The 14,734-nt window shown below is 56.2% G+C and carries 8 protein-coding genes; 6 read left to right on the plus strand and 2 right to left on the minus strand.

The genetic code is table 11. From position 1 onward, the window contains the following. Positions 1-1,904 precede the first annotated feature (1,904 nt). From NZ823_04100 to NZ823_04115, 4 genes are all read left to right on the plus strand, one after another. Positions 1,905-2,855, plus strand: coding sequence for a radical SAM protein (locus NZ823_04100; GenBank protein MCS6804310.1), 951 nt, complete (start codon positions 1,905-1,907; stop codon positions 2,853-2,855). Beyond that, on the plus strand, positions 2,791-3,354 hold the full coding sequence (locus NZ823_04105) for a dual specificity protein phosphatase family protein (protein MCS6804311.1): 564 nt from the start codon (positions 2,791-2,793) through the stop codon (positions 3,352-3,354). Before NZ823_04100 ends, NZ823_04105 begins: the two co-directional genes overlap by 65 nt. 1 nt (position 3,355) lies before the next feature. Next, positions 3,356-4,597 (plus strand): endonuclease/exonuclease/phosphatase family protein, encoded by a 1,242-nt coding sequence (locus tag NZ823_04110; protein MCS6804312.1) that lies wholly within the window; start codon positions 3,356-3,358, stop codon positions 4,595-4,597. A 985-nt stretch (positions 4,598-5,582) separates the two neighbouring features. Next, positions 5,583-7,331, plus strand: coding sequence for an FG-GAP-like repeat-containing protein (locus NZ823_04115; protein ID MCS6804313.1), 1,749 nt, complete (start codon positions 5,583-5,585; stop codon positions 7,329-7,331). A gap of 462 nt (positions 7,332-7,793) precedes the next feature. On the opposite strand, the gene NZ823_04120 is transcribed toward NZ823_04115, so the two are convergent. Both NZ823_04120 and NZ823_04125 read right to left on the minus strand, forming a co-directional pair. Then, the gene (locus NZ823_04120) at positions 7,794-8,516 is read right to left on the minus strand and encodes a response regulator (protein MCS6804314.1); all 723 of its coding nucleotides are present in this window, start codon (positions 8,514-8,516) and stop codon (positions 7,794-7,796) included. Positions 8,517-8,871: 355 nt separating this feature from the next. Beyond that, positions 8,872-12,585, minus strand: coding sequence for a carboxypeptidase-like regulatory domain-containing protein (locus tag NZ823_04125; protein MCS6804315.1), 3,714 nt, complete (start codon positions 12,583-12,585; stop codon positions 8,872-8,874). Positions 12,586-12,987: 402 nt separating this feature from the next. Here NZ823_04125 and NZ823_04130 point away from each other — a divergent pair, with 402 nt between their 5' ends. Both NZ823_04130 and NZ823_04135 read left to right on the plus strand, forming a co-directional pair. Beyond that, on the plus strand, positions 12,988-13,365 hold the full coding sequence (locus NZ823_04130) for a roadblock/LC7 domain-containing protein (protein MCS6804316.1): 378 nt from the start codon (positions 12,988-12,990) through the stop codon (positions 13,363-13,365). A gap of 73 nt (positions 13,366-13,438) precedes the next feature. Further along, positions 13,439-14,122, plus strand: coding sequence for a nitroreductase family protein (locus tag NZ823_04135; protein MCS6804317.1), 684 nt, complete (start codon positions 13,439-13,441; stop codon positions 14,120-14,122). Positions 14,123-14,734: the final 612 nt, after the last annotated feature.

Here is a 14,734-nt window from a genome sequence, read left to right on the forward strand (position 1 = left end):
GCAAGCGCAAGAACGATGAAACGCGTAGCAGTAGCACGAAGCCGCTCGCCGATTCGGTTTGCGCAGGTGATGTCGCAGCCTCGGTAGACGAAGAGATTGGGCGATTGAAGGTAAGGGATTGAGGCGGACTCGGATTGAGTGTGGAACGACGACCTTGCAGGTACTCCGGGATGGTGGTGGCGTAGATCATGATGTAGCGGCCATCGGGCAGGCGAGCCACAGCGGGGTCCTTAACGCCCAAGGCTTCGAGGCTGGAGGAGGGGTCAGGCAATAATCTCGCTCCGGCGTCCACCCTCCATGTCACACCGTCAGTGGTAAAGATTGAGTAGATGGCCATGGGCGGGATAGCAGGCGGTGGAGGCGGTTGGGCAGCTACGCGAAAACCGTAGAAGCGGTAGCCACCATCTACAGCTAGGCCGTTGGCCATGATCATGTTGCCGGTGGAGAAGTCGGCTTGGCGAGTGAAGTTCAGGCCGTCGGTGGAGGTAGCATACCAGTTGGCGCCGGGTGTACTGACCTGCCCACCGGCAAACAGGTGCCAGGAGTTACCAATCAGTATCACAGACGGGTCTAAGACGGCCCTCCCTTGCACGGTCAGGCGGAAGCCGGGTTCCAGTTGAAAGGTGAACCCGTCATCGGAGATGGCGGAAAAGGTGCGAGGACTGTTGCCGGGGCCGGCCGGCGCGGTCGTGAAGTAAAGTCTCCACTTTCCATCGGGTGTCCGGATGATGTCTGGGTCTACTGGGTCGGGCTGGCCTGGTGTCAAACCGGCGATGGTCACCCGACGGTAGTTCCACGTCTGGCCGCCGTCCGGTGAGAGCGCGACGACGACCTTGTTGCGGACGGCCTGAGGACACCAGGTCACGTAGTAGAGGCGCAACACGCCATCATCGTCCACGATGGCGTCGGGAACGTCAGCCTGATCACTCACAATGCGATTGGCGCGGGTCCAGGTCAGGCCATCGTCAGAGTAGGCAATCATCAGCCGGTTGGCCCAAGGACCTTGTCGGCCCTCCGGGCCAGGCGGCGGGATGCCATAGCCGGTGCAGGGCGTGAAGTCGTTGGTGGCCGGCATCGCCGTTTGGAACGCTGCACGCTCCCAGTTTGCTTCAGCTCGGTTCGAGGGCGTGGCTTGAGCATAGTTGTTTGCCGAGGTAAGGGCGCGCAACTTCTCGCTGCCCAAACCTTCGTTGGGCATACGCTCATTATGGCCATTCACTTCACGCATGCTGACAATTGGAGCACGCATTCCTAATAAGACAATCACAACAACAAGACAGCCAATTCGTGTAAGTCTGTTCATGATCTCCTCCGTCAAAAAAGTCACAGATTGCTCGGATTCCCACTGATTTTTCTCCTTTGAGCATGTGGCACAGGCATTCGCGCCTGTGCTCTATTTTCATGCTTCTTGGCGAGCCTCAGCTCATGAACGATTCCTCGGTGAAGACCAACGTTGGGCGTGTCCCTCCTTAGTGTCTTTCTCATAACTGTGTTGCCCGAAATGTTGAGACACTGGAGAGTAGGCGTGAGTTTGAAAAAATTTTCACCGTTGTGAGAATGGGGATCCCCGGACGGGAGAAGCGATGAAAATCCGGCCACGGATGAATACAGATGGACACCGTGTGATGAGACGATCCATGTTGATGTGTATCCATCCGTGGTGATTTTCCGGGGAATTGCCCATGATCGCTGAGCACGCCACGAACGATGACAATGGAACAGATCAGTCTGATATAGTTTTACCCCATGCGCAAATCCACATGAGCCTTCTTGGCTTTTTGCATTCGCTTTGCTACACACTCCAAGAGCATTCAACCTGTTGCTCTCTGCTAGCTTGGGCATTAAACTAACAATCCGCCGATACGGTTATGTACATGAGGCACACACAACAACCAGCGAGCGCAATGACGCACGATGAGCCAGCCTATCGCCGGCTTTATGAATCGGGCGAGCTCCAAGCGCGTGTGGAACGAGCGCGGGCGTTGCTGGAGTCCTGTCGGGCCTGCCCACGCGATTGCAAGGTGAACCGCTTGGAAGACAAAACGGCCGCTTGTCATACGGGTCGCTATGCCATCGTCAGTAGCTACTTTCCTCATTTCGGCGAAGAGGATTGCCTGCGCGGTTGGAACGGCTCAGGTACGATTTTCTTCTCGATGTGCAATCTGCGGTGCGTCTTTTGTCAAAACTACGACATCAGCCAACTCGGACAGGGGCGTGAAGCGCGGCCTCAGCAGTTGGCAGCGATGATGCTTGAGCTGCAAGCGCGGGGCTGCCACAACATCAACTTTGTCACGCCCGAGCACGTGGTGCCGCAAATTCTGGAAGCGTTACCGCTGGCTATCGAGCGCGGCTTACGGTTGCCGCTCGTTTATAACACGAGTGCCTACGACTCACTGGAAAGCTTACAGTTGATGGATGGCGTCATAGATATCTACATGCCCGATTTCAAGTTCTGGGACTCTGCCTTGTCGCTGCGCTACCTGAAAGCTAAAGACTACCCTGAAGTGGCCCGTCGCGCGATCAAAGAGATGCACCGTCAAGTCGGCGACCTTGTGTTGGACGAACACGGATTGGCTCGGCGTGGTCTGCTGGTGCGTCATCTGGTGATGCCTGGCGAGCTGGCCGGGACGCGCCAGATCATGCGGTTCATCGCGCAGGAGATTTCGCCTGCCACCTACGTCAATATCATGGGGCAGTACTATCCGGCAGGCAAAGTGAGCAGAGAAAAATACACTGAGATTAATCGGCGCATCACACCGGAGGAATACGAAGCCGCCTTGCAAGCAGCGTATGAAGAGGGCATACGCCGACTTGATCAACGACCACTCAGGCAACTGTATTGGCAGTCAGTGTAAGCACACAATGCTCGATTACGATCTGATTATCCCCAACCTGTTTGTCGGCGCGCACCCTAGAGGCGGCGCAGAGATTGAATATCTGCGGCGCGGCCCCCAGATTACGGCTGTGCTGAACCTACAAACTGACGACGATCTTCGCGCCTGGAAGTGCGATTGGCCGACGTTGATCGAACACTATCTGAGGTGTGGGATACAGGTTCGGCGCGTTCCGATCCGCGACTTCGATGTCGTTGACTTGGGCCGGCAACTGCCCGAAGGTGTCCATGTCTTGAGTCAACTGTTACAGGCTGGCCATACCGTCTACGTTCACTGCACCGCCGGCGTGTGGCGCGCGCCGACGCTCGTCATTGCATACCTGCACTGGTGTCAAGGGTGGCCTCTGGACGAGGCGTTTGCCCATGTCAAGCGACAACGTCCCTGCTCACCCAGCCTGGAGGCGCTGCGCACCGCAACGCGTGAGTTTCTGGCCGATCGTCAGGTTCAACGACGAGTCTAAGGTGAGCCGCAGGATGCTACCGGGCGAAGAGATTCTTCATGAAGTGAACTACCGATCGCTGATCGAGCAACTGCGCCGATTTTCCACGCTCAAACAACTCTACCGATCCGATGCCTACCGCGCTCACCAACAGGCGCTCTTTTGGGTGCTCAGCGTGCCTCAGCCCTATTTGCTGCAGACGGCGCGGCCACGCCTGCATGATTTTGTGCGTGTCGTCCAGTGGAATATCGAAAAAGGCAAAAACTTTGAAGGATTGGTCGAGACGTTTTCGGCTCACCCGATACTGCGCTACGCCGATCTGATCCTGTTGAACGAGGTTGATTATGGCATGGCCCGCTCCGGACAGCGGCACGTCGCGCGCGAGCTGGGCCAATGGCTCGGCATGCACGTCGCCTTTGCGCCGGCCCATCTGGAATTAACCAAAGGCGTCGGCGATGACCGGAGCGCCGAGGGCGATAATCAAACGGCCTTACAGGGTAACGCAATTTTGTCCCGCTATCCGATGGATCAACTTCGCATCATTGACCTGCCCACGCAATTTGAGCCGTTTGAGTTTGAAGAGAAGCGATTCGGACGACGGATTGCATTGGTCGCTGAAGTGTTCATCAACCGAGAGAAACTCACCGTCGTCAGCACGCACTTAGAAGTTCGCGCCACACCGCGCGGGCGCGCCAAGCAAATGGCCGCATTGCTTGCCAGACTCGATCACGTCGAAGGACCGGTGTTGATCGGCGGCGATTTCAACACGGCGATATTTTCCCGTGGAAATCGGTGGCGCACGTTTCAGAGCATCGCTCGATTGCTCTGGGCTGAGCCGGCGCAGCTCAAAGACGATTTGTTACACCCTGACAAGGATCACCGAGAACCTTTGTTTGATTTGCTACGACGACACGGATTTTCGTTTGAAGCGTTCAATACGCGCGAGGCAACGCACCGTGCCTCGTTGAGCGAGTTGGAAGAAAATGATCATCTGCCCGCGCTGCTGAGAAACTGGGTGATACGTAAACTGCGTCAGTACGATTTCCGGCTCGACTTCAAGCTCGATTGGATCGCTGGGCGTCAGATCAGTCCGTTGACCGCCGATCAACTGACCGATTCGCATTCTGGCATTGCCAGCATCAGCCCGCAAACCATTAAACATTTGACCTACCAAGGCCGGAAGATCGCCGATCACGACCCGATTGTAGTGGACATCCGGCTGACCGAAGTCCAACGCCATGCACAGGAATCGCTCATGAGCTGACGCGCGCCACGAAGGATAAAAATGGAGCACACAGGCAGGAATGCCTGTGCCACATTCTCAAAGGGGCGATCTCAGGAAGCGGCGTCGTTAGACGCCGCAAGCGGGTAGCCAGACGTGAAACGTCTGGCTGGGCGCCATACCCAATCCCTCACGCCCTGAAGGGGCGCTAGCAGTTCCCCCATTGGGTCGTTCATGCAGTTGAACCGCTCGCCGTGGGCACGCACGTCTTGGCGCGTCTCCAACGCGCCACGATTGTTCGGCCTGCTGTTCCAGACGTTGCACGTCTGGCTACCTGCTGTTTGTGCCTCCAGCGCAAGCCGCCCTCGGACGTTTTCCGAGGAATTGCCCATGAGCGCTGAGCACGCCACGAACGAGGAAAATACAATTCTTTCGTGAAGTTGGTGTGTTTCGTGGGCTATCTTCAAGGGAATCGTCCCCATGCGATTGCACACCGCGAAGAACCTGGGAGCGCCCGCAGCTTGCGGGCTCAACAGGCACGCCCGGAGGCATGCGCTCCCAGCGATTTCACTGGAGGATTGAGGCGGCTGTGGCGACGTACTGGGATATACCTGGTTTGTTGGCTTGTCCTCTTTTTGTACGGGTGGGTATACTTGCCAACCGCATGGCTGAGCGAGGGTCGAAGGTTACGAACGGAGATCGAGTTTGGCGAGCAAGTATTTTCGTCGTCGGACTGATCTGGTTCAACAGTGGGCTATCGGTTGGCGGAGCATGGCTACAAGACTGCTCATCTGAGGCTGTGGCGACGGGTAGGTGTTTTATGGTGCGTGCAGAAGATTGTATTGAACGAGCGGTGAAGCCGTTCGATGAGGTTTGCTCGGAAATCGGCGCAACGCTCAAGTGGTAGGCGCTTGAAGCTAAGCGCCGACGTGCGATGGCGGTTGATGACGATCCATGAGCTGTTGCTCATGCTATGAGCGACATTGAAGCCCGGTCCTGTAACAACCACTTTTGAGGAGGAGTATACATGAAGCATCGTGTGATGACGCGAACGATGAAGCTGGCCATGATGGCTTTTGTATTGACGGTCGTTCTTGTTGGTGTTGCGCATTCAAATTCTACTGGGCCTGTAACGGGGCGCAGTGGCATACCGGCTGGAGGCGGGTTTCCGGCAGAACTGACGTGTAACTCGGCAGGTTGTCATGACGGGCGACCGCTGAACCCTGACACGCAGGGCCGCGTTACACTCGCAGGCGTGCCCGATAATTACATTCCCGGCCGGCGATACACACTCCAGTTGAGTGTTACTCATCCTGACCCATCCCGGCGCCGTTGGGGCTTCCAGTTGTCCGTGATCTCGGCCACGACATTCACGCAAGCAGGGGCCTTGGTGGTGACTGACGCAGCAAATACGTCCATTCGCGTCGCAGCTAATCGCCAGTATCTAGGACACACCCTTCGCGGGACGAACCTTGGCCAAATAGGTGGGAGAACGTGGACCTTTGATTGGGTTGCGCCAGCCACTAATGTTGGCGATGTCAATTTCTACGGTTCAGGCAATGCAGCCAACGGCGACGGGACGAACTTGGGAGACTTTATCTACAATCCGACGCCCAATCCCGTGGCCACGGCAAAAGGGCAATTCAGCTTTGTCAACATTGGCGGTTCGGCCAACGTAGCGCCGACAAGAAGAGGCATTGCGACGGGTGATTATGACAAGGATGGCGATGACGATCTGTTTCTGGCGGACGCCTACGCGCTCTATCGCAATAATGGGAATGGGACGTTCACCAACGTATCGCCGGCGGCTGGCCTCGCTGCCGGCGATGCCCTGGGCCAAGCTGCTGCATGGGGTGACGTGGATGGCGATGGCGATGTAGACCTGTATGTCGTCAATGCTGGATCAGACCGGCTGTATCGAAACAACGGGAACGGCACATTTACCGATGTATCCGCTGATGCTGGGATCAGCGATGAAGCAGTCGGCTATGCAGCCGCCTGGGTTGATGTCAACGGCGACGGCCAGCTTGATTTATATGTGGTCAACGACGGTCAAGACGCGCTCTACATCAATCAGATGGGCATGTTGAGCAAAAGCAGCCCAGCCATGAATGGAACGGCAGAATCGGCCAACGGACGAGGGATTGCTGTCGGCGATTACAATAACGATCGCCGACCTGACCTGTTCGTTGCCAATGAGGGCGAATCGGCGCTCTATCGAAACAATGGAGCTGGCCTGTTCACAAATGTGACAGCGATGGTTGGCATTCAAGCACTGAACGCTCGCGCGGCGACGTGGCTCGATTACGATGGCGACGGCGATCAGGACCTGTTCGTGGTCACAGCGACAACTGATGCATTGTATCGCAACAACGGTGATGGGTCGTTCACAGACGTGACAGTGGCTGCCGGCCTGATGGACATGGCTGCGGGCATAGCCGTGGCTGTGGCCGATTACGACCGCGATAATGATGCTGACCTCTTCGTCGCCAATGATGGTCAGGACTTTCTTTATCGCAACAACGGCAACGGCACATTCAACGAGGTTGCACCATTCTCCGGGATGACGGATATGGCTGCGGGCGGCGCGGCAGCGTGGTTGGATGTCACAGGCGATGGCCTTGCTGATTTATTCGTCGGCCGGGCTGAGGGAAGCAATTTCCTATATCGGAATCCCGGTCGCTCAGGGCCACCACCATCATCGTCGCCATCCGATGAATCGTTTGCGTCGCGCCTGGCTCGACTGGTCAAAAACTGGCTCGGTGAGCGGGGATGATAGAGGGTAGCCAGACCTGAAACGTCTGGGTCGGACGCCATCCCCAATTCCCAGGGCACGTCGGAGAGGCGCCAGCAGTTCTCCCATGGGTCGTGCGTGCAACTGAAACACTCACCGCGAACGCCCATGTCTTGGCGCATCTGCAACGCGCTACGATTGGTTGATCGGCTGTTCCAGACGTTGCACGTCTGGCTACCTTCTGTTTGCGCCTCCGGCGCAAGCTGAGTTTGGACTTTTTCCGAAGAATTGCTCATGTGTGAGGCACGCCACGGAAAATGGTTATTTTTTAGAGGAGAGGAGGAGGGGATCATCACACAGTCATCGGCTGTCCGGCGCTGATTCAGGTGAAGTGGCCAATCCACGATCCGCTTCAACACACAGCGCCGCCAACACGCTGCGCCCGGTATAATCCGCTGCACCAGCTCAAACAACTGTTGATGGCCGGTCGTGTGGGTGGTGGATTCAGTCAAACGGCGCGAGTTGCTGATCGAACGTCTCTTTCAACTGGATGGCGGCAAAGTGACCAACCCTGCTGCTGACCAGTTGAAATAGGCCCGACATGAACCGGTTGAATTCGATCATTCGCTGCCGCACTGCCGCGTGCGTTTCTGCTGATTGACACAAGGCGTGTAGGTCCCAGTCAGACTGGCATTGTTGCGTCGCCTCGCGCAGCAGTGCGCCCGTTTGTTCTTTGCCCAATGATGCTTCCAAGCCCGCGCGCACGACGCCGTCGAAAGCGCCGTACACAGCTCTCAAGAGTTCTTGATGGGTCTTTTCTGCGTGCTGGCGTTCTTCAAACACCTCATATCCGCCTTTCTCAGCCAGGATGGCTCGCACGTAATGAATCAGGCGGTCGTAACCGAGTCCTTTGCCGATGAACATGTCAGCGCCAGCAGCAAAACCCTGCATGATGTCGCCGATTCGTGTTCGACCAGTGAACAAGATGATAGGAATTTGCTGAGTGGAAGCTGATTTCTTCAGTTGCTCACACACCTTCAAGCCATCCATGTCCGGCATGACCAAATCCAGCACGATCACGTCTGGGTTATTCAAAGACGCTTGAGTCAATCCCTCAGACCCGCTCAGTGCTGTCAGTGTGAGGATGTTGAACTTGGAAAACGCTCTGGCCAAGGAGCGACACTGAATCTCGGAGTTGTCTATGACCATGATGATTCTCGACCCCATAGCGCCTCCGTTCGATATGAATTTGCTGAAGCAAACTAACGCAATGCGTTCATGTGGTAGCGTGACCATCCACATACTGCGGCCAATGGCGAGCTTGGCCAATGCGGTTTATTTGCAGGCAAATTGCGTGCCACACCCTGGAAGGAACAGCGTTGCTCTGGCCGAGGATTACAATCGTAGGCACATCAAACGATTAACATCACCCACCGACAGAAGATGCTAGCACACGGCGCGATGGGGTTGATTCACCGCTCTGCTTATCTTGAGGACACTTGTTTCATTTTTGAGACAAAAAGGCGGGCTATGACCGGAGCCATAGCCCGCTTTCAGCCGTCTTGACGAGCCTTCAATCGAATTAGAATTCGTATCGGAAGGCAAACTGCATCACGCGCGGCGAGCCTTGGATGCCGACGAAATTGCCGAAGTTCGGCGCTGGATTGCCGATATGCGGATCAATATCCAGTCCCAAGCCGACGCGCGTCACCAGCAGATCGCCTAGTCGCTGCGTGTTGCTGACATTGAAAACTTCCCAGCGGAATTGCAGCGTGTGATTTTCGCTCCACGGCATGGTGAACGATTTGCCGAGCCCTGCGTCCAACGTGACGTATCCGGGCAACCGAAGCACATTGCGGTCGCCTGTTTCGCCCGGATAGGCGTTGCGGAAACTGCGGTAGGCGAAGACGGGGTCCTTAAACAAGTTTGGCGCAGGGCCGCTCTTTGTTGGCGAGGACTTAATCGGCCGATTTCTCACGCCGTTGCTTTGAACGTTCCAGTTGGTCGCCCATTGCTGAGCATCGAACGGGGTCTGCGCCGGCAATCCTGAATTCCAGCGAAAGATGCCGCTCAGTTGCCAGCCGCCAAGCAGCGCATCCGCCGCGCGCGACATGCCGCCGAGATATTTTCGGCCACGCCCGATAGGAATTTGCCACAAGGCATTCGCGTTGATGATGTGGCGAATGTCGAAATCCGATTCGGCGCGGTTGGCTTCCGGTTGCAGCGGATTGAGAATGAACGCCGAGCCGTAAGCGCCGCTGGTTTGTAATCCAGAAGCGTTATCCATGGACTTCGAGAGCGTGTAATTCAGATCGAATGAGAGTTGGTTGCCAAGCCGTTGGCGCACGGTCAGCGTGCCAGCATGGTAATCTGAATCGGCGATCGTGCTGAATGTGGCCAGAGCAGCATACTGCGGATGGAAGTAGATGTTACGCCCGAGCACAGAACGATCATCTATGAGCAGTTGAATGAACGTCCAATCCAAGATGTCAAGTCCGTTGACGCGGTCGCGAGCTACCAGCCGATACACCGTTTGCGTCGGCGTCAGTTGAACGCCACCGACAACGCGCGTGAAGCCGGGGAATAAGTTTTCAAAATAGGGAATCCGCGGCACCGCGGTCAACGGCGTGTTCTGCTCGCGGTAGTTGGCCAGCAAGCCAGCCGCCGTGTACCAGTCCATGCCGGAACGCGGATCAACCAGGTTGTTCAGCGCCATAATATCGCGCGTGGCCAGCAAATCGCGGCCCAACCGGCCCACATAAGACAGCTCGAGGAAGAAGCCGCCAGGCAGTTGGCGTCCGTATGAAACGCTCCAACTGTAGTTGCGCGGCGAGCGGATCGTGTCATCCAGAGAAGACTCGATCCGTTGATCCTCGTCGGCCGGTGTCATCAATGGGAAAGTCAAGCGGCTGGGCACGCGAATGCCCGGCAACGAGCGAACATCCTGCCCGAAGCTGGTAAACAGCGGCCCCGGCCGATCCGTGACGTTATAGGTATTCGCCGCAATCACCTGAGACGACGAAAATCCAAGCGTGTTGTTCAAGTCGAATTGCACAGCCAGTTGCTGACCAATGTAATCGTTCGTGATTGAAAAACCGCCGCGGAACACCGACGCATTGTCGCCGCCGAGCAACTTGCGCCAGAAGCCGCCACTGGGATTGGGCGACCACGCAAGAGCCACGCGCGGTTGATAGTTGTTGGTATCCCAATTGTAGTAACCGGGCCGACGATTCTTTGGCCCTGCCAGATCAACAGTAATCAAATCATTCACGGGAATGCCGCGCGCCGCATTGACCTTACGCGCTTCGAAGAATTCGCCCAGACTCGTCGTTGGCTTCACCTGAAATCCGGTTGCTTCATAGACGGGCCGACTCAGCGAATAGCGCAATCCCCATGTTAACGTCAGTGTCGGATGCAGCTTCCACGTGTCCATGAAGTACCAATCGTACTCTTCGGTGGCGAATTTACGAGCATTGCCCGCGCCAACACGCCGCAGACTGCCATCGCGGTTGAAGTTGAAATTGGCTTGGTACTGAGAATACCGACCAATCAGCGCGCATACAGCATTGCGCACCGGCGCGGTAAATCCAGGGGCAATGTTGGTGAATGGTTGGCTCAGCACGGCGCCGGACAGATCATAGAACGATGGATTGGCAATGGCCGAATCGAAAGCCGTGGCGAAACTGATCCGATTGTTCCGAATCGCCCGGATGTTGGTGCCGAACTGGAAATTGTGACTCCCCTTCAGCCATGACATGTCGTTGACGATGTTGTGAACCGGCGTTGTGCGGCTCAGTCCCCGACTGAAGATGCGCGGGGAGAAAACGAACCGGAAGAAAATTTGATTTTCCGCTGAATCACCCTGATTGGTAAACGCCTCGCGGGTCAATCCGTAGCGGAACGTATTGACCAGCGCATTGCTAATCGTCCACGTATGTCCCACAGCCACGCCCCATGGATGGTTCCAGAAGTTCGGCGCCGGCGTGTCAGGGAACTGAGGAACGCGCCCGATGGTGTCCTGTTGGTAGTTCGCCCGCAAAAACAGCAGGTGCCGGCCATCTTCCGTGAGATTGAAATCGAGCCGGGCGATATTGGTGTTCCAGCGTAACGGCGTCGCCGCATTGAAGCGATAACCGCCCGTGTTGAAGCCGTCGCCTTCCGTATTGTCATTGACCGGATAGCGACGGGCTGCCTCAGCCAAGGCCGCAATCGCCACCGGATTCATGCGAACATCGGGGAAGAGCCGATTCAGCTCGTCTGTGCTCAGTTGGCTGATCCCGCCGGCCGAATTCGGATAGATCAGTTGCCCGCGACCCAAGCTTGCTCGCGGCACAACACGGACGACACTTTGCTGACTGGAGTCCCGTCGGCCTTCGTATGTGTAGAAGAAGAAGGCGCGGTTCTTCTTGATCGGTCCGCTAATGGAGCCGCCAAACAAATTGCGCAACAACGCCGGTCGCTCCACGCCGCTTCGGTTGTTGAAGAAGTCATTAGCTGTCGTCACCGTATTGCGATGAAACCAATAGAGTGATCCATGAAACTCGTTCGAGCCGCTCTTCGTGATCAGTGAGACCTGCGCTCCGGCTGACCGTCCCTGATTGGCATTAGGATTGATCGTGGTGACGCGAAACTCCTGCACGGAATCGGGCGTCACGCGCAACACGCTGGAAAACGCTTCACCGGTGATTGGATCAAGGCCGGTTTGCTGCTCATTCACATCCACGCCATCGAGCGTCACATTGGCTTGATCGGCGCGTGAGCCGGTGACGTAGCCATCGGACGTCACGCCCGGTTGCAGGCTCAACAACTGAACGACGTTGCGCGATTCCAACGGCAATTGCGTAATCTGCCGAGCCTCGAAGTTGTTCCCGATGGTGGCATCCTGTGTGTTCACGAGCAACTCGCTCGCGCCGGCTGACACAGTGACCGACTCAGTCACGGCGCCCACTTCCAACCTGACGTCCACAGTGACCGCTTTATCAACCAGCGCAGCAACGCCCGTGACAACGGCTTTTCTGAATCCGGAGGCCTCAACCTCAATTTGATATGTGCCCGGTGGAATCCCACTGAAGACGTATCCGCCGTCTTGATTAGACGTCTGCGTGCGGATGAAGCTCTTGGCTTCATTGGCTAACGACACGGTCGCGCCGGCGACAGCATTGCCCTGCGGGTCCTCGATTGTCCCACGCACAGTCGCTGTGCCAATTTGGGCCATCGCTCCCCCGCCGATCAGTCCCAAGATGCATAGTAAAAGAAAGCATCGAACCAAATTCCAACACAACTGATGCTGAAGCATATAACCTCCTTTTGATAGTTGATGACTCATCTGCCATGCATGAGCAAATCCTGTGCCGCCAATTGCTCCTTTCAGACGATGATTGACAGGCCAGAGCTTAGAGCAGATAAATTCATCTCGTCAAGCAGTCCGCATCCATATTTCTGTATATTCATCCAAAAATGTGGATACGCCGCCCGCTTCACGAGAGCGGTTGTGAATGAGTTTACCCTGGCGCACGTTTCCAGCGCGCATAGCCCGCAAGATATAGGCCCAGCTAAAGGCAACTGAAGATCGCTCTAAGCGATGACACGAACGGCTCATGCCCATCGAAGCAGACGAATCAATTGACATCTATCACCGCTCTGATTACTATGCGGGTCGTCAGTCACAAAAGTCAGAATAGTCATTGGGAGAAATAATATGCAATTGACGGACGTGGGTAAGCTACAGCAAGCGCTTCAAGAGGCGCGCGGCACAATCCCCGGTGTCGAAGCCGCGGCTGTTGTCAGTAATGAGGGCTTAACGATTGCTAGCTCGCTCCCGCCGCAATATGAAGAAGACCGTGTTGTGGCGATGACAGCTACCATGCTGGATGTTGGCCAGCGCAGCAGCCGTGAGTTGGGACTGGGTGAGCTGGATCAAGTTTATGTGCGTGGCAGCAACGGGTACGTGGTTGTCGTGCCAGCAGGAACGGAAGCGATGCTCGCGGCCATCTTGAACAAAGACGCCAAACTGGGGCTCGTCTTTTTGAATTTGAAACGGTTCGCCGACCAGGTCGCCAGTGCGCTTGGCGGCTGATGCCATCGGCGGGTCAGCATGAGACGGCAGTATTAAAGCCATTTTGTGCGGTTCGCGTCCTGCTGAGTCATTTATGCTTCTGGATTTCATGCCACTCGAATTTGAACGACTCAGCCCGCGCGCGCAACGCGCCCGCGCACGCCAATTTCACCGCCGGATGAAAACGCGGCGCACGGTGCGCCAGTTCTCTGACGAACCGGTCCCCCTCGATCTCATCCGACAGGCCATCGAAACAGCCGGCACGGCTCCTTCTGGAGCCAATCAACAGCCGTGGCGATTTATCGTTGTAGCCAATCCCGAAGTGAAACGGCAAATCCGCCTGGCAGCCGAGCGAGAAGAGCGCGAAAATTATGAACGGCGATTCCCTCAACAATGGAAAGATGAATTGAAGCAGTTCGGCACTGACTGGCATAAAGAATTTCTCGAAGTCGCCCCCTATCTAATCGTGGTCTTTCGCATTGACTATGAAGAGTGCCCGACAGCGTTACCGGACGGCACAGCCGGCCATAAAAAACACTATTACGTGATGGAATCGGTCGGCATTGCCGTCGGCTTCCTACTGGCTGCGCTTCATCAAGCCGGGCTGGCCACACTGACGCACACGCCCAATCCGATGGGGTTCCTCAATCAGATTTTGCAGCGCCCGAAAAACGAGAAGCCTTACCTGCTGATCCCGGTTGGGTATCCAGCGCCCGAAGCCAAGGTGCCCAACCTCAAGAAAAAATCGCTGGATGAAATCCTGCAGATCGTTGAGTAGCCATTGGCGTAGCGTTGCGTGGTGAAAAGATTCACTCGTGCGATGCTCCGTGCACAAACGGCTGTGGGCATGCTCGCCCAACAAGAAAGATTCACGTGACAAGCGACTGAGAAGGCAATCGGCCGCCGCAGAGCCACCCAAGCGTGTTGGCCAAGCCGTGAGAATCATCGCAAGTGAGATGTTGCCGAATCAAACCACACATGGTTGGAACAATCGCGATGCAGCGCGGGCACGGCCCAGCCTCCGAAGTGCTTCATGGTAGCCGCTTAGAGAGACAACAGGCGCACGCTGCGTCTTGGTATTGTGTGGCCTGACTGAGAGCAATTTTCAATTGCATTTAGCCTGGTTGCCCCGCATCTTGCGAGCTAGCACGCTGGAAGCGAGCGCTCCCAGCATAAATTCATTCGCAAACCGCTCTAGGAGCGCCCGCTCTGGTGTGCCTGTTGAGCTCGCCGGATGCAGGCGCTCCCCAGTTTTCATCTGTCCTGGCCAGCTTGGGCTTCATAGGCGCTTCCAGGTTATAGGCAATGAAAACCGCTTAGGGGATAACCGGTCATCCCATTTGCCTATGCGTGGCAGTTCATCCACATGTGCGGTAATGAATGAGCGGCC

This window comes from Blastocatellia bacterium (genome assembly GCA_025054955.1).
GTDB lineage: Bacteria > Acidobacteriota > Blastocatellia > HR10 > J050 > JANWZE01.

Coding starts and splice junctions, on each gene's coding strand:
- NZ823_04100 (MCS6804310.1), top strand. CDS start 1,905: ATGACGCACGATGAGCCAGCCTATCGCCGGCTTTATGAATCGGGCGAG.
- NZ823_04105 (MCS6804311.1), top strand. CDS start 2,791: ATGAAGAGGGCATACGCCGACTTGATCAACGACCACTCAGGCAACTGT.
- NZ823_04115 (MCS6804313.1), top strand. CDS start 5,583: ATGAAGCATCGTGTGATGACGCGAACGATGAAGCTGGCCATGATGGCT.
- NZ823_04120 (MCS6804314.1), bottom strand. CDS start 8,516: ATGGGGTCGAGAATCATCATGGTCATAGACAACTCCGAGATTCAGTGT.
- NZ823_04125 (MCS6804315.1), bottom strand. CDS start 12,585: ATGCTTCAGCATCAGTTGTGTTGGAATTTGGTTCGATGCTTTCTTTTA.
- NZ823_04130 (MCS6804316.1), top strand. CDS start 12,988: ATGCAATTGACGGACGTGGGTAAGCTACAGCAAGCGCTTCAAGAGGCG.
- NZ823_04135 (MCS6804317.1), top strand. CDS start 13,439: ATGCTTCTGGATTTCATGCCACTCGAATTTGAACGACTCAGCCCGCGC.